General features: G+C 62.5%; 21 protein-coding genes and 1 tRNA gene. 14 read left to right on the forward strand and 8 right to left on the reverse strand.

The genetic code is table 11. The features are described 5' to 3' along the window. The first annotated feature begins 148 nt into the window (after positions 1-148). Both ACPYOI_RS05970 and ACPYOI_RS05975 read left to right on the forward strand, forming a co-directional pair. On the forward strand, positions 149-496 hold the full coding sequence (locus ACPYOI_RS05970; protein WP_481422663.1) for a hypothetical protein: 348 nt from the start codon (positions 149-151) through the stop codon (positions 494-496). Positions 497-547: 51 nt separating this feature from the next. Then, positions 548-694, forward strand: a complete 147-nt coding sequence (locus ACPYOI_RS05975; RefSeq protein ID WP_481418929.1) for a hypothetical protein — start codon at positions 548-550, stop codon at positions 692-694. Positions 695-807: 113 nt separating this feature from the next. On the opposite strand, the gene ACPYOI_RS05980 is transcribed toward ACPYOI_RS05975, so the two are convergent. Then, a complete protein-coding gene (locus ACPYOI_RS05980; RefSeq protein ID WP_481418914.1) occupies positions 808-1,290 on the reverse strand; it encodes an N-acetyltransferase family protein in 483 nt (160 codons plus the stop codon). Between the two features lie 670 nt (positions 1,291-1,960). On the opposite strand from ACPYOI_RS05980, the gene ACPYOI_RS05985 reads away from it, so the two are divergent. Beyond that, on the forward strand, positions 1,961-2,845 hold the full coding sequence (locus ACPYOI_RS05985; protein WP_481418930.1) for an amino acid ABC transporter substrate-binding protein: 885 nt from the start codon (positions 1,961-1,963) through the stop codon (positions 2,843-2,845). Between the two features lie 119 nt (positions 2,846-2,964). Here ACPYOI_RS05985 and ACPYOI_RS05990 read toward each other — a convergent pair whose 3' ends face one another. Then, positions 2,965-3,567: a superoxide dismutase gene (locus tag ACPYOI_RS05990; protein ID WP_168828807.1), complete on the reverse strand. Its 603-nt coding sequence runs from the start codon at positions 3,565-3,567 to the stop codon at positions 2,965-2,967. A gap of 207 nt (positions 3,568-3,774) precedes the next feature. Here ACPYOI_RS05990 and ACPYOI_RS05995 point away from each other — a divergent pair, with 207 nt between their 5' ends. From ACPYOI_RS05995 to ACPYOI_RS06010, 4 genes are all read left to right on the forward strand, one after another. Continuing rightward, positions 3,775-4,104 carry a hypothetical protein gene (locus tag ACPYOI_RS05995; RefSeq protein WP_481422664.1) on the forward strand — a complete coding sequence of 110 codons (330 nt, stop codon included), beginning with the start codon at positions 3,775-3,777 and terminating at the stop codon, positions 4,102-4,104. Positions 4,105-4,314: 210 nt separating this feature from the next. Beyond that, the gene (locus tag ACPYOI_RS06000; protein WP_481422665.1) at positions 4,315-5,859 is read left to right on the forward strand and encodes a hypothetical protein; all 1,545 of its coding nucleotides are present in this window, start codon (positions 4,315-4,317) and stop codon (positions 5,857-5,859) included. A 77-nt stretch (positions 5,860-5,936) separates the two neighbouring features. Beyond that, on the forward strand, positions 5,937-7,265 hold the full coding sequence (locus ACPYOI_RS06005; protein ID WP_481418917.1) for a hypothetical protein: 1,329 nt from the start codon (positions 5,937-5,939) through the stop codon (positions 7,263-7,265). Beyond that, positions 7,262-8,065 carry a COG3904 family protein gene (locus tag ACPYOI_RS06010; RefSeq protein ID WP_481418918.1) on the forward strand — a complete coding sequence of 268 codons (804 nt, stop codon included), beginning with the start codon at positions 7,262-7,264 and terminating at the stop codon, positions 8,063-8,065. The genes ACPYOI_RS06005 and ACPYOI_RS06010 overlap by 4 nt, the downstream gene beginning before the upstream one ends. A 61-nt stretch (positions 8,066-8,126) precedes the next feature. On the opposite strand, the gene ACPYOI_RS06015 is transcribed toward ACPYOI_RS06010, so the two are convergent. Both ACPYOI_RS06015 and ACPYOI_RS06020 read right to left on the reverse strand, forming a co-directional pair. Then, entirely contained in the window at positions 8,127-8,423 is a 297-nt protein-coding gene (locus tag ACPYOI_RS06015) for a GCG_CRPN prefix-to-repeats domain-containing protein (RefSeq protein WP_481418919.1), read from the reverse strand. A 74-nt stretch (positions 8,424-8,497) separates the two neighbouring features. Further along, positions 8,498-8,644 (reverse strand): hypothetical protein, encoded by a 147-nt coding sequence (locus tag ACPYOI_RS06020; protein WP_481418920.1) that lies wholly within the window; start codon positions 8,642-8,644, stop codon positions 8,498-8,500. A 236-nt stretch (positions 8,645-8,880) separates the two neighbouring features. Between ACPYOI_RS06020 and ACPYOI_RS06025 the strand changes: the two genes are divergently transcribed. Together ACPYOI_RS06025 and ACPYOI_RS06030 are read left to right on the forward strand one after the other, a co-directional pair. Then, positions 8,881-9,612: a sulfite exporter TauE/SafE family protein gene (locus ACPYOI_RS06025; RefSeq protein ID WP_481418921.1), complete on the forward strand. Its 732-nt coding sequence runs from the start codon at positions 8,881-8,883 to the stop codon at positions 9,610-9,612. A gap of 61 nt (positions 9,613-9,673) precedes the next feature. Beyond that, positions 9,674-10,075 carry a VOC family protein gene (locus tag ACPYOI_RS06030; RefSeq protein ID WP_481418922.1) on the forward strand — a complete coding sequence of 134 codons (402 nt, stop codon included), beginning with the start codon at positions 9,674-9,676 and terminating at the stop codon, positions 10,073-10,075. A gap of 264 nt (positions 10,076-10,339) precedes the next feature. Here the strand turns inward: ACPYOI_RS06030 and ACPYOI_RS06035 are convergent, their stop codons facing one another. Beyond that, entirely contained in the window at positions 10,340-10,675 is a 336-nt protein-coding gene (locus ACPYOI_RS06035) for a nuclear transport factor 2 family protein (protein WP_481418923.1), read from the reverse strand. Positions 10,676-10,846: 171 nt separating this feature from the next. On the opposite strand from ACPYOI_RS06035, the gene ACPYOI_RS06040 reads away from it, so the two are divergent. Next, positions 10,847-12,079 carry an MFS transporter gene (locus ACPYOI_RS06040; RefSeq protein WP_481418924.1) on the forward strand — a complete coding sequence of 411 codons (1,233 nt, stop codon included), beginning with the start codon at positions 10,847-10,849 and terminating at the stop codon, positions 12,077-12,079. 73 nt (positions 12,080-12,152) lie between these two features. Here ACPYOI_RS06040 and ACPYOI_RS06045 read toward each other — a convergent pair. Next, positions 12,153-12,228, reverse strand: a tRNA-Ala gene (locus ACPYOI_RS06045). Positions 12,229-12,376: 148 nt separating this feature from the next. Continuing rightward, positions 12,377-13,264: a branched-chain amino acid aminotransferase gene (locus ACPYOI_RS06050; protein WP_481418925.1), complete on the reverse strand. Its 888-nt coding sequence runs from the start codon at positions 13,262-13,264 to the stop codon at positions 12,377-12,379. A 251-nt stretch (positions 13,265-13,515) separates the two neighbouring features. Between ACPYOI_RS06050 and ACPYOI_RS06055 the strand changes: the two genes are divergently transcribed. The 4 genes from ACPYOI_RS06055 (at position 13,516) to zwf (ending at position 18,299) form a co-directional block, all read left to right on the forward strand. Next, positions 13,516-14,556 carry a zinc-dependent alcohol dehydrogenase family protein gene (locus ACPYOI_RS06055; RefSeq protein WP_481422666.1) on the forward strand — a complete coding sequence of 347 codons (1,041 nt, stop codon included), beginning with the start codon at positions 13,516-13,518 and terminating at the stop codon, positions 14,554-14,556. An 87-nt stretch (positions 14,557-14,643) separates the two neighbouring features. Further along, positions 14,644-15,708, forward strand: a complete 1,065-nt coding sequence (locus tag ACPYOI_RS06060) for a patatin-like phospholipase family protein (RefSeq protein WP_481422667.1) — start codon at positions 14,644-14,646, stop codon at positions 15,706-15,708. 220 nt (positions 15,709-15,928) lie between these two features. Then, positions 15,929-16,699 (forward strand): trans-aconitate 2-methyltransferase, encoded by a 771-nt coding sequence (gene tam, locus ACPYOI_RS06065; protein WP_481418928.1) that lies wholly within the window; start codon positions 15,929-15,931, stop codon positions 16,697-16,699. Between the two features lie 94 nt (positions 16,700-16,793). Further along, the gene (gene zwf / locus ACPYOI_RS06070; RefSeq protein ID WP_481422668.1) at positions 16,794-18,299 is read left to right on the forward strand and encodes a glucose-6-phosphate dehydrogenase; all 1,506 of its coding nucleotides are present in this window, start codon (positions 16,794-16,796) and stop codon (positions 18,297-18,299) included. A gap of 16 nt (positions 18,300-18,315) precedes the next feature. On the opposite strand, the gene ACPYOI_RS06075 is transcribed toward zwf, so the two are convergent. Beyond that, positions 18,316-19,209 carry a LysR family transcriptional regulator gene (locus tag ACPYOI_RS06075; protein WP_481419148.1) on the reverse strand — a complete coding sequence of 298 codons (894 nt, stop codon included), beginning with the start codon at positions 19,207-19,209 and terminating at the stop codon, positions 18,316-18,318. Between the last annotated feature and the right edge of the window lie 13 nt (positions 19,210-19,222).

The following is a 19,222-nucleotide window of genomic DNA, read 5'->3' on the forward strand; positions in this document are numbered from 1 at the left end:
AACATGCAGCGCAACGAGGAAGCCGCGATTAAAAATTGCTGTGTCATTAGCCGGTGGCAGTAGGCGGTCGCATCTTTCCTTGCGAGAGTCGCTGGGCCGTGCTCTCATGCTGGGCGTTCTTTGGAACTGACATGGGTCAACCTCGGGGATGACTATGAAGCTGGTTAAAATGTTACTCAGGTCTTCGCTCGTCTCATCGGTGGTTGCCATGATGATGGCGGTATCGCCGGTGACAGTTCCACGTGAGGCAAACGCTCAAACCAATATCAACATCAACATCGGGATCGGCACCGATCTCAATAGAGGTCGCGGGATAACCTGCAGTCAGGGAGAGCGCCTGCTCCGTAATCGCGGCTTCCGGGATATTCGTCGCATCGATTGCCGGAGCAGGTTCTTCGTCTATCGCGCCTGGCGCAGCAATGCACGCTTCGAGATCGCAATTCGTCAACGCGATGGCCGCGTTGTCGACATGCAGAGAATTAGTCGGCGGCGATAGCTTCGCGCCGATTTTAATCTAACGCAGCGAGATTTCGCCAACTACATGGGCATGCCATTTCGCAGCTACCAAGATATCGAAAGCGGTCGCAGCCCCGCTCGGCCCGGTCATTTAAGGGCCGCGGAGATGGCGGCGATTACGATTGCTCGAGAGTCCTCGGAGCGAGCCAAGCGCTTCCTCTACATCTCAAAGACATGATTCTGTCGGTTGCAAAGACGCTCGACCGATAGCAAGCCCGCTCCGGGTTAAGGGCGGGCTGTGGTGGGATTGGCTGCTTACTCAGCGGGCGCGTAGCCTTCGGGTCGCTCCCCTTAGAGCATGCGAAACATAACGAAGGCGTCGACGTAACCGCGCGAAGGATGAAGGAAGACTTCGGGAAGCCGCCCGACAATCTCAAACCCAAGAGACTGCCATAGCCGCACCGCGCGTTCGTTGCTACTGATGACGAAGTTGAACTGCATTGCCCGAAAGCCCTTCGCGCGAGCATGCGCAAGTGAGTGCTCGTGCATTTGCCTGGCCACACCTCGGCCACTTGCCGCTGCGTCTGTCATATAACCGCAGTTGCAAACATGTCGTCCGCCGCCCGCCTGGTTCGCGCGTATGTAGTATGTTCCGAGGATCAGGCCATTCTCTTCCGCGACGAACGTTTCACGGTCCGAACCCATCCAGTAAGCCAATGCATCGCTTTTGCTAAGATTGGGGTCGAGCGCATAAGTCTCGCCGGCGCGAATTGTCGGACCAATGATCCGCCAGATGGCGCTTCGATCATCGTTGCTCGCGGGCCGGATTAGCATCCCTTAAACTACCGTGGAAATAGAGCACACGCAACGCGCTCGGCGGTATCAGCTAACTCCGGCTTGTCGGTCTCGACGCCGCCGCCGTTCTGTTCCCGCCAGCGGGCTGGTTTATAGCGATCGCGGTAGCGACCCTCGACCCAATCGTCAGCCCTTTTCGCGAGGTCTATCCCGCCTGACGCTTTCGCGCCTCTGGCTGGCGACCTTGTTTGGGGAACTTTCATTATTGGCCTCACAGACGCCGAGCTTGTCCACCCATTCGCCGGCCGGACAAGGATATGCGTCGGCTAGTGCCCATGCGCCGAAGGCCTGAGCGTTGTATTTAGCAATTTTCGGATGCGCCTCTCCGTATACAACAACGGCTCTTGCCTCCGTCGGTGATGACCGCTTTGGGCCGAAAGCCGTCGTCGCACTGCGCCGCATTGCGCCAGTAGCGGTCATGGGCGATTGACCTAACCACAATGATGCTCTTGGTCGACTGACCGACGCACAAGCCGACGTTCAAGCCAGCGGTTCTCCAAACGTGATCCGAGCCCGAACCCTGGTTCAAGATGCGGCAGTCAGTTCCGGGGTCGCCGAGGGGTCCTCAGTTGACAAATGACCGGCGGCCCATAGTCTGCGTGTACGCCTTTGAGATCGCCATCGTTTTTCGGAGATGAGGATCATGCCTATGGCAAAGTGCTTGAGACGGTTTCTGCTGGTGAATCTTGCCCTTTGCCTTTCTGCTTTCGCGGCGGGCGCTGCGACGCTGGACACGCTCACCCAGCGCGGCAGCGTGCGCATCGGCTATATCGCCGACGAGGCGCCCTTCTCCTCCAGCAAGCCGGGCGCCAATCCGACGGGATATGCCATCGATCTCTGCGGCAAGATCGCCGATGAAGTAGAGCGTCAGGTTCCGCAACTGAAGCGCGAATACGTCGAGATGACGCTCGCCAACGGCTTCGATGCGGTGAAGAATGGACAGGTCGATCTGCTCTGCGGTGCGATCACCGTCAATTTGAAGAGGCGGGATATCGTTGACTTCTCACAGCCAATCTTCCTGACGGGGGCGACCGCGCTGCTCCGCAAGGATTCGCCCAACAACCTGCAGACTCTTTTTCTCGACAAGCCCGCTGTCCGCCCCGTTAACCGGCGTGTCGCATCCACGCGCGTTATCGGCGTGCGTGCAAGCACGACAACGGCAGCGACGCTGCGCGACGCACTGGCAACCCAGGTGTCGGAGACGAAGCTTGCCGATTTCGAGACGCACGAGGACGGGCTTGCCGCGCTGGAGGATCACAAGATCGATGCCTATATCGCCGATCAGGTGCTGCTCATCAGCCTGGCTACGCGGGCGCGCGATCCGTCCTCGCTCGAGATCGGCGATCGCCTGCTTACGCATGAACCCTATGCGATAGCGCTACGCCGCGACGACGCCGACTTCCGCCTGCTGGCCGATCGTGCGTTGACGGATTTCTATCTGTCGGACGATTTTCTGCCGCTGCTGGAAACCTATTTCGGAACGGAAGCGCCGATGCTGCACACGCAAATCATGATGGAGCATGTGCCCTATTGATATCTCGCGACATACGACCGCTTCGAGCCGGAACCAGTCCTCAACTTCGCAGGAAGCCCAAACGAAAACACCCGGCGTTGCAAGGCGCCGGGTGCTGAAAACGGATCGCGAGGGATCGCTTACTTCGTTGCCGCTTCGTAGCGCTCCAGGACATAGTCCCAGTTGATCAGGCTGTCGATGAAGGCTTCGAGATACTTCGGGCGGGCGTTGCGGTAGTCGATGTAATAGGAGTGCTCCCAGACATCGACGCCGAGGATCGGGGTCGCGCCGTGAACGAGCGGGTTTTCGCCGTTCGGGGTCTTGGAGATCTCGAGCTTGCCGTTCTTGACGGAAACCCAGGCCCAGCCGGAGCCGAACTGTGTCGCGCCGGCATTGGCGAAGTCGGCCTTGAACTTGTCATAGCCGCCGAGATCGGAGTTGAAGGCTGCTTCCAGCTTGCCGGGCAGCTTGTTGCCGCCGCCGCCCTTCTTCATCCACTTCCAGAAATGGATGTGGTTGTAGTGCTGGGCGGCATTGTTGAAGAGGCCGGCATTGGTGCCGAAGGACTTCTTCACGACCTCTTCGACCGAGAGATCGGCCATGCCTGCTTCAGCCGCGAGCTTGTTGCCGTTGTCGACGTAAGCCTTGTGGTGCTTGTCGTGGTGATACTCCAGCGTCTCCTTCGACATGAAGGGTGCCAAAGCTTCGTAGTCGTACGGGAGTGCGGGCAATTCGAAAGCCATTGTAGTCTCCTCTTATGTGGTGGTTCGGCAGGTGAGGCGGAACATAGGAGTGGAAACGGACCGAGGCAACGGTGGAAACATCAAAAAAACGACAACCTGCGAGGAAAATTTGCCTCGCGTTCAGGTCTCGCTTCGGCGGCCGAAATCGCTGATCATGGCGGCATCGAACCAAGCTTTGCGCAGGCACCAGACCGCAAGGAACCAATGATGCAAAGGAATAATATCCGCCTCTTCTCCGTCGTGCTTGTCGCGATGACCGCAGGCAATGCGGCGGCGTCCTCGGACGAGGCGTGGAAGGAATTTGCCGCGGATGTGGAGGCCAAGTGCAAGGAGGCCGCCGCCCCGTCGGTGGTCGATGCGAGGGCCGTGGTCGATCCCTTCGGCAGCGAGCATTACGGACTGGCGCTGGTGACCGGCAGGCCGAAAGGCGCCAACGGCTTCGTCACGCATATCTGCGTCTACGACAAGCGATCGAAGGCTGCGGAAATCGGCAGCGAGCTGGACACGCAGGCGCTCGACCTGCTGCCGGAAGAATAAGGCGCGCCGCCGCCCCGCCTGCGCATCAAAAAAGCTGTTGATTTCATCGAAGGATGTTTTGACATGCCTTAATCTCGTGGCGTTAGATGCGCCACAAGTTATCCGGGCAAAGATCGTTAGGGCAACCTTTGAGAGGATCAACTTAATTAGCGTGAATTCATAAATAGAACTGCTTTTTGACATCGAACTTTTGGGGCGCGAGTGATGGTCATGAGTTTTTTCCGCCGCGGCGAAGAGACCGGCAAGACGGGGGTGCAGGTAGCAAGCCCAGCCTATCGTCAGATTTCGATAACCGAACAGCCGGTGAGCCTGAAGGCGGCAGCGCCCCAGCCTTACCAGGTTCCGGAGATCAACGATTTCGAGGCGTTCGGCTCGGCTCTGGAAGAAAACCAGCAGAATTCGCAGGACCTGCTTGCCAGCCTCTCCTCGCTGCAGGAACGGGTTTCGACGCTGCTCGGCGCCCATGGCCAGTCTCTGAAAGAGACGGGTGCGCTCAGGGCCGAATGCACGCGGATCAGCTCGCTTCTGGACTATGAAAGCGGCGCCCGCCGCAAGGCCGATCAGGAGAATGCCCGCCTGACAGGCGAAAACAAGGACGTTCGCACGGCCAACACCCAGCTGCGCACGGAGATCGATGCCATTCGCGAGGAATTCGCCAAGCTGCAGAATGTCCACGGCGTCACCTGCGAGGAGTTCAGCATCATCGAGATGCGCCTGCGCGACGCCGAGGGCGAACTCGCCGAGCGGGCGATGCAGTATGACGAGGCCTCGACGCTTCTGAAGCGCGCCCAGCAGGAGCTCGACAACCGCAGCCGCGAGCTGTCCGCGACCCGCGAAAAGCTCGATCTGGAAACGACCGCCCATCAGCTTCTGGCCGAGACCTCGCGCCGTGAAAGCACCATGCAGGCCCGAGACCTCGCCCGCCTGACGGAAGAGCGCGGCCACCTGAAGGCAAGCCTGATGGAACAGGAGGCGCTGGTTGCCAACCTGCAGACGGCGGTCGCCAACCTGAAGCAGGAACTGTCGCTGGTAGAGGAACGCCACAAGCGGGCCGAAGTCGAGCTGCATACGTTGCAGACCTCCTCGGCGCTCGAAATCGCCCACCTGACGACCAAGACCGAGGCCGTCGGCTCCAAGGCGGAACTCGTCGAGAAGCTGCTGATCACCGCCAACGGCCGCAACAAGATGACGGACGAGGAGCTGCAGGCGGCGCGCGCCGAGATGAAGCGGCTGAAATCCGAGCTCGCGGCGACGATCTCGCGTGCCGAGCGCGTCGAGGACGAGCTGCGCCGCGCCCGCATGAGCGGCACCGAGAGCGAAACGGCGCGCCGCGAACTTGCCGCCTACAACAACGAACTGACGGTGAAGCTGCGCGAGACCGAAAGCCTGCGCTCACGCCGCGACCGCGAGGCGGATGCCATCAAACGCGATCTCGATACGCGTATCGATTCCGACCGCCATGAGATCAGCCAGCTGCGCACCAGCCTGGAGATCGCCAAATCCGAAATCCGCCAACTGCGTGCCGAGCGGGCGATCCTGAACGGCCAGCTGGAGGTGGCGCGCGGCGAGCGGGCGATGGCAGCGCCCACCGTCTTCGAGGAGCAGGAAAGCGCGCGGATGCCGGCAGCGCATTTTTCGCCGATCATCGAGATTTCCGAGAAGTCGCTCCGCATGCATGACAGCGCAGTCGTGGCCGATGAAGACCCTGCGCTTTACGAGCGTGGCGAGCGACCGGGTATGCCCACCGCGGAGTAAGCGAACAGCTGCATCTCCAGGCCTTGTTTTCGCCGGTATTTTAATGGTTTCTTAAGAAGTTACCAGCGGAGGAGACCATGGCGCTCGGGGCATCTCATCGTTTGCAGGACGGCATCGATGCCGTGGAGACAATGACGCGTTTCACGCTCGCCGTTCTGGCGCTTGCGTCCGGCGTCTATACCTATCTCGGAGTGCGCAGCATTCTCGACGGGTCGCCGACGGCGACCTTCTTTGCCGCGATGATCTATTCGGCCGCCGTGTCGGTGGCGATCTATTCCTTCTGGACCTACCTCGCGCGCTTCTACCCGCATGTGACGAGTGTTGCGGCGCGCACGGCGCTTCTGGGCATCATGGCGCTTGGCTGCGCGATGATCATCGCCATGGCAAGCTGGCTGAACGCCGCAGCCCTTGCGGGCTCGGCCGCCCTCGAACAGCATCTTGCCGAGACGCTGGAAGATTATACGGGCGATCTCGACAGGGCGCATCAGAACGCGCTTGCGGCACAAAGCCTGCTGCCGGATATCCAGCGCACCCAGGAGCGGTTCGAGCGGCTGGCCGACCAGGAGCGCGAAACCGGCGCGCTGACCGGCACGACCGGTGCCGGCAGCGTCGTGCAGCTCTTGTCGCAGATGGCCTCGCAGCTGACCGAGCTTGAAAACGGCATCAATACCTCTCGTGAACGCGTCACCTCGCTTTTCGACGAGGGCCGCACGCATCTGGCGACCATGCGCACGCTGGTTTCCGCCCCCGGCGCGATCGATCCGCGCGCCGACCAGTTCGCCGCCGAAGTCGTCGGGCTTACCGGGGTCATCACCTCGCTGGAACAGACCTCGATCGCGCCTTCGGTGAAGCGCGCCGCGGAAGACCTTTCGCTCGGCTTCATCGCCCCCGTTGCCGACGGCCGCGAGGCTGATCTCGTCAACCGGCAGGACCAGGTGATGGAGACGATCCGCTCTTCGGTCGCGGCGCAATCCAAGGTGCTGTCGCAGGCCGCCGACCAGATTCTTTCGCGCGAGCCGGTCGCCGAGCGCCGTTTCGTGCCCCTCTCCTCGGCCGAGGCGGTGCTGCGCTACGCTTCCGACTTCATCCCGAGCTGGGCGGGCGCAATCTCCATCGACCTCTTGCCCGCCGTGCTGATCTTCATGCTGTCGGTCGCGCATGGAGCGCTGCGCCGCCAGGAACAGAGGCTGCCGTTCGCCGAGCGAATCACGGCGGCGGAACTGCTCGATGCGATCGAGGTCCAGCGTGCGCTTCAGGCACGTGGGATCGATATCGAAGCGGCGGTTGCCAGCGCCGAGGCCGCCGCGCCCTCGAAAGCGGCCGAAGTTGCGGATGAAGCGGAGCCTTCGAACATCGCAAGCTTCGACATGACCGGCAAGGCGCCGCGCAAGGGGCCGCAGACATGAAGCTCGCAACCGCAGGGCACCGGCTGAAGGATGCCGCGCTTTCGACCGATGACGCGACGCTGCTGCGGCTTGCCTTTCATGGCCTGCTTGCCGCGTCGGTGGTCTTTCTGGCGATCGATTTCCGGGAGATCAGCGCGGCCAACGCCGGGCTGCCCGGCTTCGATCCGGCGCGGCCGGAGACCATGCCCGTGCTGCCGCCAGCGCTGACCGAGGGCGGGCCGCAGGCTGCGCCATCCGAGATCAAGACCGGCCTCGATCTGCTCAAGCAGCCGATCCGCTTCGAGCTCCAGCCGGACGGCGTGCTCTTGGCGCAAGGGGCGATCGAGCCAGGCGCTGCGGGCCGCTTCGAAAAGGAGATGGAAGCGCGCGGCGAATATGTGAAGACCGTTTCGCTGGATTCGCCGGGCGGCTCGGTGGGAGACGCGCTTGCCATATCGAAGCTCATCCGCGAACGAAACATCGGCACGAGGGTCGCAGGCGGCGCGCTCTGCGCCTCCTCCTGCCCGATCATCATGGCTGGCGGCGTCAGGCGCGAGGCCGAGGAGGGTGCGGTCATCGGCGTGCACCAGGTGTTCAACGGCTCCAAGGACAAGCTGTCGCCGGAGCGCGCCATGTCGGAGGCGCAGCGCACGACCGCCGACGTCACCCGCCATCTCGGCGAAATGGGAATCAAGCCGGGCCTCTGGCTGCATGCGATGGAGACCCCGCCCGACCGGCTCTATTATCTGACACCGGAGGAAATGCAGGAATTCGCGCTGGCGACGGGGCCGGAAAAGTTAGCCGCCAGCAAGGCAAAATAAAGCCGGGGCGAAAGGTCGTCCCGGCTTCGTCAAGGTCAGCGTTTACCGATCAAAACTTGGCTTAAAAGCTGCTGCGTTCGTAACGGTCGTAGCGGCCCCAGCCGCGATCCCTGTCACCGTGCCAGTCACGGCGATAGTGCGAGCGCTCCCAGCCCCAACGCGGCGGCGGGCGGTGGAAGCGAGGGCGGCATTCGCCCCAACGCGTCAGACGCCAGCCCGGACCACAGGCATAATCGACCTTGGTGACAGCGGACGAGGCGGCGGTATCGGCATGCACCGGCGCCATCGGCATCGCTTCGGCGGATACTACCGAAAGGCCCCCGATAACAAGCGCTGCAGCCAGCGAAATGATCTTCATTGCGAGTCTCCAATAAATCCAGCCGAAGCGAGATTTAGCCGCCGGGCCTGAACCGATGATGAACCATCCGTTCATCAATTCCCGTGCACGGGCGCGAGACGCGAGGTCTTCGCCAGCTGGATTTCCGGCCAGTTCGACTGGGGCGCAGGCTGACTGCCGGCCGCGGCTATCGAGACGACGATCGCGGTTACGGCCGAGAAAAGCACGAGTGCATAGGTCATAGCTTCCGATCCTCAAAGGTTGGTTCCCAGCCGCCCGAGGCGCAAACTGATGCGGGACGATGAACGAAAGCCTAAGCGACATAGTTAAGTTCACGTGTTTTTCCCGAAAGGGAACATGGGGCTGGCGTCAAACACCTCGGAAGAGACTTTCCTCGGACTGCTCATCGCCAAAGTCTCGGAACTTTCCCCGCCCGCCGCTCGTTCTTTCGCAGGCCGCCGGTCCGGGGGATTTTTCGATGACGCTTGATTTTCTCTTCTTCGTGCTGGTCGGTTTCTGCGCACAAATCATCGATGGCGCGCTCGGCATGGCCTTCGGGGTACTGTCGACCACGAGCCTGCTCGCGCTCGGCGTGCCGGCTGCCAACGCCAGCGCGATGACGCATGTGGCGGAGCTGTTCACGACGGTTGCGTCGGGCGCATCGCATGTCTATCAGCGCAATGTCGATTGGAAGCTGGTGGTGCGGCTGGCGCCGGCCGGGATGCTCGGCGGGGCGGTTGGGGCCTATATCCTCGCCAATGCCGATGGCGAGGTGATCAAGCCCTTCGTTTCAGCCTATCTCATCGCCGTTGGTTTCGTCATTCTTTTCAAGGCTTTCCGACCGCTCTGGCCGCGCGACGTCAGGGACTGGGCCGTGCCGCCCATCGGGCTTTGCGGTGGTGTGCTCGATGCCGTCGGCGGCGGGGGCTGGGGGCCGATCGTCACCAGTTCGCTGGTCGGCCGCGGGCACGATCCGAAGAAGGTGATCGGCTCCACGAACCTCACTGAATTCGCGGTGACACTGGTCATCTCGCTCACCTTCGTTCTGACGCTCGGCTGGTCGGAGCTGCATTCGGCAATCGGCCTCATCGTCGGCGGGGTGATCGCCGCCCCCCTCGGCGCCGTCCTCGTCAAGCGTCTGCCGGTCAGACCCTTGATGGTCGCCGTCTCGATCATCATTATCTCGACTTCGGCGATCCGGTTCCTCTAAGCGCGTCGCCATTTTTTGATTCGCTTAGCGCTTTCGCCCGACACGCTTTAGGGAGGCTGCGATGGAGTTTCATCAAGGGCGGCTGATCGACCATGTGCATCTGCGCGTCCGCGACCTCGCCGCAAGCCGGGAATTCTACCAGGCGGTGCTCGGCGCGCTCGGCCGGCGCTTCACCCATGAAGGCGAAGACTTCTTCTCTTCCGACGAGCTCTATGTCGATGCCGCCGATCGCTACGAAAGCCGGGTACACCTCGCCTTCCAGGCCGGGGATCATGATGCGGTGGAGCGCTTCCACGAAGCGGGTCTTGCCCATGGCGGGCGAGACAATGGCGCGCCGGGCGAGCGGGATTACCATTCCGGCTATTATGCCTGCTTCCTGCTCGACCCCGACGGCAACAATATCGAGGCCGTCTATCACGGACCGACAAAGCGCTCGGCCGACGAGATCCTTGTCGAGGGGTAGTCGAAGGACGCAGTTCCGTTTCGTTTGATCTGGACCCGGGTGCCCCCTCGCCCTGCCCTCTCCCCGAGGGGAGAGGGGGACGTGGCGCAAGCGGCTTGCTCCCTCTTCTCCCCAGCGGGGAGAAGGTGTCCCGAAGGGACGGATGAGGGGGACGGCGCGGCAGATGCCACGTTCACTTCCCCCTCATCGCCTCGCTATCGCTCCGGCACTTCTCCCCGGCGGGGAGAAGAGACAAGCGGCTACTCCGAGTTCTTCTTCCATGAACTACGCTTCGCGCCCGAAATAGACATCGACCGATCTGATCCTGTCACCAGCGAAGCGAAAGCTCTCGATGTTGCGGAAGCTTTTGCCGTCCTGCAGCACGGCACGGTAGCGAACCACCGCTTCATCACCCTGGACCGCCAGGAACTCGATATCGAAGGCCTTCAGCTGCGGCTCATTCGGCCAGCACCGCTCGAAATAGGTGGCGCGGTCGATGTAATCGTCCCGGGGGCTCGAGAAGGTGAAATCCTCGGTCAGCATGGCTCCAACGAGGTCCTTGCGCCTGTCGGTATAGGCGGCGTAGAGGGCGCGGAGGGTTTCTTCGCGGGTTGCGGTCATCGCAGTTCTCCTGCTGAAATCCGATTGCAAACTGCAATCAGTTTATAACAGAAAATGACAACTGGCGCAAATCGCCGAACGGTTCCGGCCCGATCCGGCCTTGGCACCGCGTAAAGCGGGGCGTAGGTTGGCCCCTCCCCAAGACGACGATACCGCACAGAGATCCCTGATATGACCGACACCCCGATGGACGCAGCGGATGCAGCGGCCGGGTCAGCCTACTGGAAACGAAACCTGACGATCTCGCTGATCGGCTCCTTCACCACCATCGTGGCGATGACGCTGCTCCTTCCCTTCCTTCCGCTCTATGTCGAGGAACTCGGCGTCCACGAGCACGCGGCGATCGTTCAGTGGTCGGGCATCGCCTATGGCGCGACCTTCTTTGCTGCCGCCTTCGTGGCACCGCTCTGGGGGCGGCTCGGCGACATCTACGGGCGCAAGCTGATGCTGGTGCGCGCCAGCCTCGGCATGACGATCGCGATCTCGCTGATGGGCATGGCAGGCAGTATCTGGCAGCTGGTGGCGCTCCGCCTCTTTGTCGGGCTCGCGGGCGGCTATTCCTCCGGCTCCATGGTGCTGGTAGCGACCCAGACGCCGAAGGACCGCTCGGCCTGGGCACTCGGCATGCTCTCTTCGGGCATCATGGCGGGCAACCTCGTCGGGCCGCTGATCGGCGGCGCGCTGCCGCCCATCATCGGCATCCGCGGCACGTTTCTCGCCGCAGGCGGCATCATCTTCCTCGCCTTCCTGGCGACGACCTTCCTGATCAAGGAGGAGAAATCCCCTGCCCGCAAGAAGGCGGCGAAGGCAAGCGGCGGCTGGAAGTCCATCCCCGACAAAGGCCCGGTCATCGCGATGCTGCTGACCGGCCTGCTCCTGATGCTCGCCAACATGTCGATCGAGCCGATCATCACCGTCTATGTCGCTGATCTCGTCGAGGATCAGGCACGGGTGACGATGATCGCCGGCATCGTCATGTCGGCGGCGGCGCTCGGCAGCATTCTTTCGGCATCGCGGCTCGGCAAGCTCGCCGACCGGATCGGCCATTGGCCTGTGATTGCGGGCGCGCTTGCCGTCGCGGCGATCTTGCTCATCCCGCAGGCGTTCGTCACCAGCTCATGGCAGCTGATTGCGCTCCGTTTCCTGATGGGAATTGCGCTCGGCGGGCTGCTGCCCTGCATTTCCGCGGTGATCCGCCATAGCGTGCCGGACAGCGCGGCAGGCAGCATTCTGGGACTTTCCGTGTCGTCGCAATATGTCGGGCAGGTTGCCGGGCCGGTGCTCGGCGGCTTCGTCGGCGGCCATATCGGCATGCGGGCGGTGTTTCTCGGCACCTGCGTGCTGCTGATGTTGGGCGCCGCATTTGCGTGGTTGGTCCGGCCGAGGAACCTGGACGAACTGTGATCCGGACATTCGGCTCCCGGTCCTGATAGCGTTCGGCAGCCAAGGACGACCCAGGCCGGCGGGAGAGCTGTCTTGGTGGAGTCGAGCGGGCTCGAACCGCCGACCTCCGCAGTGCGATTGCGGCGCTCTCCCAGCTGAGCTACGACCCCAAGACAGACCTCACGGACCTGTCGGGCTTGGATCCCGACTTCTGCACTATAGCATAGGCGCACGACACCGGGGAATATCCGGGATCCGGCCGCAAATGCCGCCAATCCAGGTCGGATCGCTGAGTTCCTTTTCCCCTGGCGCGGACGCCTATTCGCCGCTGCCGCTGCGCCCGTAAGCCCAGTCCATGTAGAGATCGAGCGCCTTGCGGGTGACCGGCCCCTCCTGGAGGTTCCGGTCGTCGAGGCGGTTGACGCCGACGACCTTCGAGTAGTTGCCGCTCGTGAATATTTCGTCGGCATTCATGAAGTCTTCCACCGAAAGCGTGACTTCGCGCACCTCGAAGCCTGCCTGGCGCAGCAGCCCCATGACGCGGGCGCGGGTGATGCCGGCGAGGAAGGTGCGGTTGGCGACCGGTGTATAGACGACGCCGTCCTTCACCATGAAGACGTTGGAGGATGCCGTTTCGACAACATTGCCGTTCATGTCGCGCATCAGGGCATTGTCGAAGCCGCGGCTTTGGGCTTCAGCGATCGCGCGGCCGCTGTTCGGATAGAGCGAGCCCGCCTTGGCGTCCGTCATCGCCGTTTCGGGAGACGGGCGGCGGTAGGGCGATACCGTCAGCGACGAACCACCATGGCCGCCCATCGGCGCCTCGAAGAGGCAGAGCACAAAGCGGGTCGATTCGCCATCGACGGCAACGACGCTGCCCCGCGAGCCGTGCTCGCCCCAGTACATCGGCTTGATGTAGATCGGCGTCTTGCCGTCGAACTTCTTGACGCCTTCCCAGGCGAGCGCCTCGATCTCCTCGGCGGTCTTGAGGGGCTTCAGCCCCATGGTGACGGCCGAGCGGTTGACGCGCTGGCAGTGCAGGTCGAGATCCGGCGCGATGCCATCAAACCAGCGGGCGCCGTCAAAGACCGTGGAGGCGAGCCACATGGCGTGAGAGGTCGGGCCGATCAGCGGCGGATTGCCGGGAAGCCACTCGCCATCGACATAAGTCCAGGTGGTCGAGCGGGGCGATGTATCGACGGGCATGATCTCTTCTCCTACCAACGCCGGATAAGCAAAATCCCGCCCCGCAAGCACGGTCAAGCAGAAATTCCGCCGCTAAAGCGGGACGCAAGAAAAGTGCAGGAACCACCCATAATAACGCAACAATCATGCGCGAGTACTTGCACTCAAGCGATGGGTGCATAAGCAAAAATGATCGAACGAAGTGTTGGAGCGCCAAGCTTGCGCGTGGCATCATAGCGGGCAAATCACCAGCGACGCAGTGGAGGCCGCCAATGAAAGCCATGTATTACGAAGCCTTCGAGCAGATGCCTGAAATCCGCACCCTGCCCGACCCGACGCCCGGCGAAGACGGCGTCGTCATCGCCATCGGCGCGACCGGACTTTGCCGTAGCGACTGGCACGGCTGGATGGGACACGATCCCGACATCCGCCTGCCGCATGTGCCGGGGCATGAGCTTGCCGGAAAAATCGTCGCCACCGGCAAGGGCGTGATGCGCTTCAAGGTCGGCGACCGGGTGACCGTGCCCTTCGTTTCCGGCTGCGGCCATTGCAGCGAATGCCACTCCGGCAACCAGCAGGTCTGCCCGAACCAGTTCCAGCCCGGTTTCACGCACTGGGGCTCCTTTGCGGAATATGTCGCGATCGACTATGCCGACACCAATCTCGTGCATCTGCCGGACAGCGTCGACGATGCGACGGCGGCCAGCATGGGTTGCCGCTTCGCCACCTCGTTCCGCGCCGTCGTCGATCGGGCGCGAACCGGACCCGGTGAATGGATCGCCATTCATGGCGCGGGCGGCGTCGGCCTCTCGGCGATCATGATCGCCAGCGCGCTTGGCGCCAATCCGATCGCCATCGACATTTCCGACGAGAAGCTGGCCTTTGCGCGGGAATGCGGTGCGGTGGCGACGATCAATGCGGCGGCCGTTGCCGATGTCACGGAAGCCGTACGCGAAATCACCAAGGGCGGCGCGCATGTCTCGATCGACGCGCTCGGCCATCCCGTGACCTGCTTCAACTCGATCAGGAATCTCCGCCGTCGCGGCCGTCACGTTCAAATCGGCCTGATGCTCGGCGAATACGCGACGCCGCAAGTGCCGATGGCGGAGGTGATCAGCCGGGAGCTGGAGGTCTACGGCAGCCACGGCATGCAGGCCTGGCGCTACGACGCCATGCTTTCCATGCTTTCAACCGGCAAGATCGCGCCGCAGAAACTGATCGGCCGGACGATTAGCCTGGAAGAGGCAGTGCCGGCGCTGATGGCGATGGACAAGGCAGAAGGAACAGGCATCAGCGTCATTACGCGGTTCTAGCCATTTATTGGTGCATTCCATCCAGTTGCAATTGGTCGAGCATGTTTCATAATTCCGCGCCGGAATGACTCCGGCGTGGAGAGAAACATGGCCATTCGTTTCATTCTCTCGATCGATGGCGGCGGCATCCGCGGCCTCATTCCCGCAATGATCATCGAGGACTACGCCAAGCGCCTGCCCGGCCTGCCGATGCATCAGGCGTTCGATCTCATCGGCGGCACCTCGACCGGTGCGATCATTGCCGCGGGGCTCACCTGCCCCAACCCCAGAAACAAGAAGAAGGCCGCCTGCACGCCGGCCGATCTCGTCAAGCTCTATGCCGACGAAGGCAAGGATATCTTCCATTCCAAGCTGATCTCCCGCCTCATCAACATCGGCGGCTGGCAGGAGGAGCGCTACAACGCCACACCTCTGGAACAGAAGCTTCAGGCCCGTCTCGGCGCCAATACGCTGGTTGCCGACGGGTTGACGAAGGTGGTGATCACCGGTTACGACATCGAGCAGCGCGAAGCCGTGTTCATCACCAATTGCGACGCCGAGAACGCCATGTTCCGCTTCTGGGAAGCGGCTCGTGGTTCGTCTGCCGCTCCAACCTATTTCGAACCGGCGCTCGTCGAAAACCTCGGCAGGCCGCCAAACGACAAGCTCAGAAAGATCCCGCTGATCGACGGCGGCGTGTTCGCCAACGATCCGGTGCTGGCCGCCTATGTCGAGGCGCGCAAGCTCTGGCAGGCGGCAAGCGACAGCTTCGTCGTGCTTTCGCTCGGCACCGGCCAGCAGAACCGCAGGATCCCCTACCAGCAAGCCAAAGACTGGGGCGCCTTCGGCTGGATCAACCCGCAGAACGGCACGCCGCTGATCTCCGTGCTCATGCAGGGACAGTCAAGCACCGCCGCCTACCAGGCAAACAAGCTCCTGAACCCGAAGGGCGCCAAGCTGAATGCCCAGGGCGCAACCGACATGAGCTTCGCCAAGCCCGACACGCTCAATTATTTCCGCATCGACGGAAAGCTCGACGGAGCGAGCGACGACCTGGACGATGCCAGCGCCACCAATATCCTGCAGCTGAAAACGGTAGCGCAACGGTTCATCAATCAGAACGGTGCGGTGCTCGATGCCGTTGCGGAGAAGATCTTGGCGGCGAAGTCGTAGCTAGAGGTCTTTGGCTTGCCGTGATTGCCGACCGCTTCGCGACAGTCGTCCGCGACATCTCGGCCGTTGCCAAACCAGCCGTGAAGGTCTAACGCGGCGTTGCCGCAAGAAAAAGAATCAAAGGGACGTTAGTCTCCGACTCCAATGTGAAGACCTTCGCCGAGAGGGGCCTGAAGGTGGCCTTCGTGATGGCGGTATTGCAGAAAACGAGGAGGTGCCCATGGCGTGGTCCGCAAGCCAGTATGTGAGGTTCGAGGATGAGCGTACGCGTCCGGCGCGCGATCTTCTGGCGCAGGTGCCGCTGGAGCGGGTCGCCAAGGCGATCGATCTCGGCTGCGGGCCGGGAAATTCTACCGAACTCATCATCGACCGTTACGGCCGGGAAGCCGTTTCCGGCCTCGACAGCGACCGCAATATGCTGGAGGCCGCCCGCAAGCGGCTGCCGGACACGACCTTCGCCGAGGCCGACCTTGCGACCTGGCAGCCGGACGAGCCCGCCGATCTGCTTTTTGCCAATGCCGTGTTCCAGTGGCTGCCCAACCATCTCGATATCTTCGAGCGCTTGATGGACGGCCTCTCCAAGGGAGGCGTGCTCGCCGTGCAGATGCCCGACAACCTCGGCGAGCCGACGCATCTTGCAATGGAGGAGACGGCGCATGCCGGGCCGTGGAAGGCCGCATTCGAGCAGAAGAGCGCGCGGCGCAACCCCCTTCCCCCGGCTTCGACCTATTACAGCCGCCTGATCGGCAAATCCTCGCGCGTCGATATCTGGCATACGATCTACAACCACCCCATGGCCGATGCCGCCGCGATCGTCGAATGGGTGAAGGGAACGGGGCTGATGCCCTATCTCGCCAATGCCGGCGAAGAACACCGCGGGGCGTTTCTGGCGGATTATCTTTCGCGCGTCGAGAAAGCCTACCCGAAGATGGCCGACGGCCGCGTTCTGCTGCGCTTTCCGCGGCTGTTCATGGTGGCCGTGAAGGCTTGAGCTAGTCGTCGTCTGCGGTGTAATGCCGCTGAGCGCTTGAGGTACTGCGCGGCCGCTTTATTATGCGGAGGGATAATCACGGAGCGCGACGCATATGCCCTTTGCTCAGCCTACACCGCCTACGACTCTCGTCATCTTCGGTGCGACCGGCGATCTGACGCGCCGACTCCTCATTCCCGCCCTCATCAATCTCACCCGCGGCGGCATGATCGGCGACGACCTGCAGATCCTCGGCGTCGCCGTGGAACCGGGCGGCGACGCGATGCTTCGCGACCGGCTGGACGATTTTCTGTCTGGCCTTGGTGACGGTGAACCACTCGCCGCGGATGCGGCCTGGAAAGGACTGAGGCAGCGGATCAGCTATTTTTCGGGCGATTTCACCGGGGACGACGTCTATCTGGAAATCGGCAGGCGGCTGAGCGGCAATGCGGCTTTCTATCTCGCCGTGCCGCCGGCTTTCTTTGGCCCGATTATCGAGAAACTCGCGGAACACGGGCTTACCGATGAGAGCGAAAACGCCTTCCGCCGCATCGCCATCGAGAAGCCCTTCGGAACCGACCTCGCCTCGGCGAAGGCGCTGAACGCTCAGATCCTGTGCAAGGTCGCGGAAAGCCAAGTCTACCGGCTCGATCATTTCCTCGGCAAGGAAACCGTACAGAATATTCTGACGGCGCGCTTCGCCAACATGATCATCGAGTCGCTGTGGAACAGCCGCTATATCGACCATGTGCAGATCACCGCGGCCGAGATCGTCGACGTCGGCACGCGCGGCAAATTCTACGACGCCACCGGCGCTCTGCGCGACATGATCCCCAACCACCTGTTCCAGCTTCTTGCGATGATCGCCATGGAGCCACCGAACGGTTTCGACGCCGAGGAGATCCGCAGCGAGAAGAGCAAGGTGCTGAAGGCGCTGCGCATCTATACGCCTGAGGAAGCCGAGGCGCATGCGGTGCGCGGGGCCTACGGAGCCGGCACGCTCAACGGCGCGGAGCTTCCGGCCTTCCGGGACACGAAGGACGTGGCGCCGGACAGCCGGACGGAGACCTTCGTCGCGCTGAAGCTCTACGCCGACACATGGCGCTGGGCTGGCGTTCCCTTTTATCTCAGGACCGGCAAGGCGCTGACGGCACGCGATACCGAGATCGTCGTCCAGTTCCATCCGGTGCCCTTCACGCAGTTCCGCGAAACGGACGTGCGCTACAACCTTCCGCCGAACCGGCTGATCATCCAGGTGCAGCCCGACGAGGGCATGAGCATAGAGATCTCCATCAAGTCGCCGGGACTTTCCGTCGAAACGGTGCCGGTGTCGCTCGACTTCCGCTATGCCGACAAGTTCGACATCGGCAAGATGACCGGCTACGAGTCGCTCCTCTACGACCTCTTCATCGGCGACCAGACACTGTTCCAGCGCGCCGACGGCATCGAAGCCGGCTGGGCGGCCGTACAGCCCTTTCTCGACATCTGGGCGAAGGACAGCAAGACGCCAGAGCTCTACGCGCCGGGCAGCACGGGACCAACTTGCGCCAATGAACTCATCGAGCGCGACGGCCGGAAATGGCACGCGATCGGCGAGGCAACGAAAAAAGACGGGCAGTAAGCGGCTATCAGCCTCATCAATCCTGTCTCATCTCCTTGATGAGGTCGACGAAGGCGCGCAGCTTTGCCGGAATATGACGGCGGCCGGGATAATAGAGGCAGAGGCCCGGATAGGGCGGAGTCCAGTCCGCCAGAACCTGAACGAGGCGGTCCGCGGCAACGTCGTCCGCGACCTGCCATTCGTTGAGATATGCAAGGCCTGCCCCCTCCCGCGCCGCCCGCAGCATCAGGTCGCTTTCGTCCAATGTCAGCGACCCCGGAACATCCATGGTGAAGGCTTCGCCGCGTTTTTCGAATTCCCAGCGATAGAGAGAGCCGCTTGCCATGCGGGCGCGGATGCAGCGGTGGGACTGCAGGTCGGCGGGGACAAGCGGCGTGCCCTTTTCCTCAAAATAGCCGGGCGAGCCGACGATTGCCGGGCGGATGAAGCGGCTGACGGGGACCGAGATCATGTCCGGCGGCACGGATTCCAGGATGCGCAAGCCGGCATCGAAGCCCTGGGCGTTGATATCGACCAGCGCACCCTCGGTGACGATCTCCACCTGCATGCGCGGATAGCGCCGCAGATATTCGAACGCGAGCGGAGAGAGAATCATGCGCGCGGCGCCGATGGAGGTGTTGAGGCGCAGCGTTCCGGACGGTTCCAATCGGTGCTCGTCGGTGAGGTCGATGGCGTTGCGGATAGCCGCGAGCGCCGGCGTGACTTCCGCCACGAATTGCTCGCCGGCCGAGGACAGCGTGACGCTGCGGGTCGTGCGATTGAAGAGGCGCACGCCGAGCCGGGCTTCGAGGGCTGCGACCTGCTGGCTGAGCGCCGAGGAGGAAATGCTGAGTTCGCGGGCTGCCGCCCGGAAGCCGCCGCGCGCCGCGACCGCCACTACCGCTTCCAGCTCCGCCAGCGTGCCTCGCATCATTGTCCGCAAA

Source organism: Rhizobium sp. SVR5-2C, from assembly GCF_056755115.1.

Excerpts from the sequence above, each read along its gene's own strand:
- ACPYOI_RS05970 (WP_481422663.1), top strand. The coding sequence starts at position 149 with ATGACTATGAAGCTGGTTAAAATGTTACTCAGGTCTTCGCTCGTCTCA.
- ACPYOI_RS05975 (WP_481418929.1), top strand. The coding sequence starts at position 548 with ATGCCATTTCGCAGCTACCAAGATATCGAAAGCGGTCGCAGCCCCGCT.
- ACPYOI_RS05980 (WP_481418914.1), bottom strand. The coding sequence starts at position 1,290 with ATGCTAATCCGGCCCGCGAGCAACGATGATCGAAGCGCCATCTGGCGG.
- ACPYOI_RS05985 (WP_481418930.1), top strand. The coding sequence starts at position 1,961 with ATGGCAAAGTGCTTGAGACGGTTTCTGCTGGTGAATCTTGCCCTTTGC.
- ACPYOI_RS05990 (WP_168828807.1), bottom strand. The coding sequence starts at position 3,567 with ATGGCTTTCGAATTGCCCGCACTCCCGTACGACTACGAAGCTTTGGCA.
- ACPYOI_RS05995 (WP_481422664.1), top strand. The coding sequence starts at position 3,775 with ATGCAAAGGAATAATATCCGCCTCTTCTCCGTCGTGCTTGTCGCGATG.
- ACPYOI_RS06000 (WP_481422665.1), top strand. The coding sequence starts at position 4,315 with ATGAGTTTTTTCCGCCGCGGCGAAGAGACCGGCAAGACGGGGGTGCAG.
- ACPYOI_RS06005 (WP_481418917.1), top strand. The coding sequence starts at position 5,937 with ATGGCGCTCGGGGCATCTCATCGTTTGCAGGACGGCATCGATGCCGTG.
- ACPYOI_RS06010 (WP_481418918.1), top strand. The coding sequence starts at position 7,262 with ATGAAGCTCGCAACCGCAGGGCACCGGCTGAAGGATGCCGCGCTTTCG.
- ACPYOI_RS06015 (WP_481418919.1), bottom strand. The coding sequence starts at position 8,423 with ATGAAGATCATTTCGCTGGCTGCAGCGCTTGTTATCGGGGGCCTTTCG.
- ACPYOI_RS06020 (WP_481418920.1), bottom strand. The coding sequence starts at position 8,644 with ATGACCTATGCACTCGTGCTTTTCTCGGCCGTAACCGCGATCGTCGTC.
- ACPYOI_RS06025 (WP_481418921.1), top strand. The coding sequence starts at position 8,881 with ATGACGCTTGATTTTCTCTTCTTCGTGCTGGTCGGTTTCTGCGCACAA.
- ACPYOI_RS06030 (WP_481418922.1), top strand. The coding sequence starts at position 9,674 with ATGGAGTTTCATCAAGGGCGGCTGATCGACCATGTGCATCTGCGCGTC.
- ACPYOI_RS06035 (WP_481418923.1), bottom strand. The coding sequence starts at position 10,675 with ATGACCGCAACCCGCGAAGAAACCCTCCGCGCCCTCTACGCCGCCTAT.
- ACPYOI_RS06040 (WP_481418924.1), top strand. The coding sequence starts at position 10,847 with ATGACCGACACCCCGATGGACGCAGCGGATGCAGCGGCCGGGTCAGCC.
- ACPYOI_RS06050 (WP_481418925.1), bottom strand. The coding sequence starts at position 13,264 with ATGCCCGTCGATACATCGCCCCGCTCGACCACCTGGACTTATGTCGAT.
- ACPYOI_RS06055 (WP_481422666.1), top strand. The coding sequence starts at position 13,516 with ATGAAAGCCATGTATTACGAAGCCTTCGAGCAGATGCCTGAAATCCGC.
- ACPYOI_RS06060 (WP_481422667.1), top strand. The coding sequence starts at position 14,644 with ATGGCCATTCGTTTCATTCTCTCGATCGATGGCGGCGGCATCCGCGGC.
- tam (WP_481418928.1), top strand. The coding sequence starts at position 15,929 with ATGGCGTGGTCCGCAAGCCAGTATGTGAGGTTCGAGGATGAGCGTACG.
- zwf (WP_481422668.1), top strand. The coding sequence starts at position 16,794 with ATGCCCTTTGCTCAGCCTACACCGCCTACGACTCTCGTCATCTTCGGT.
- ACPYOI_RS06075 (WP_481419148.1), bottom strand. The coding sequence starts at position 19,209 with ATGCGAGGCACGCTGGCGGAGCTGGAAGCGGTAGTGGCGGTCGCGGCG.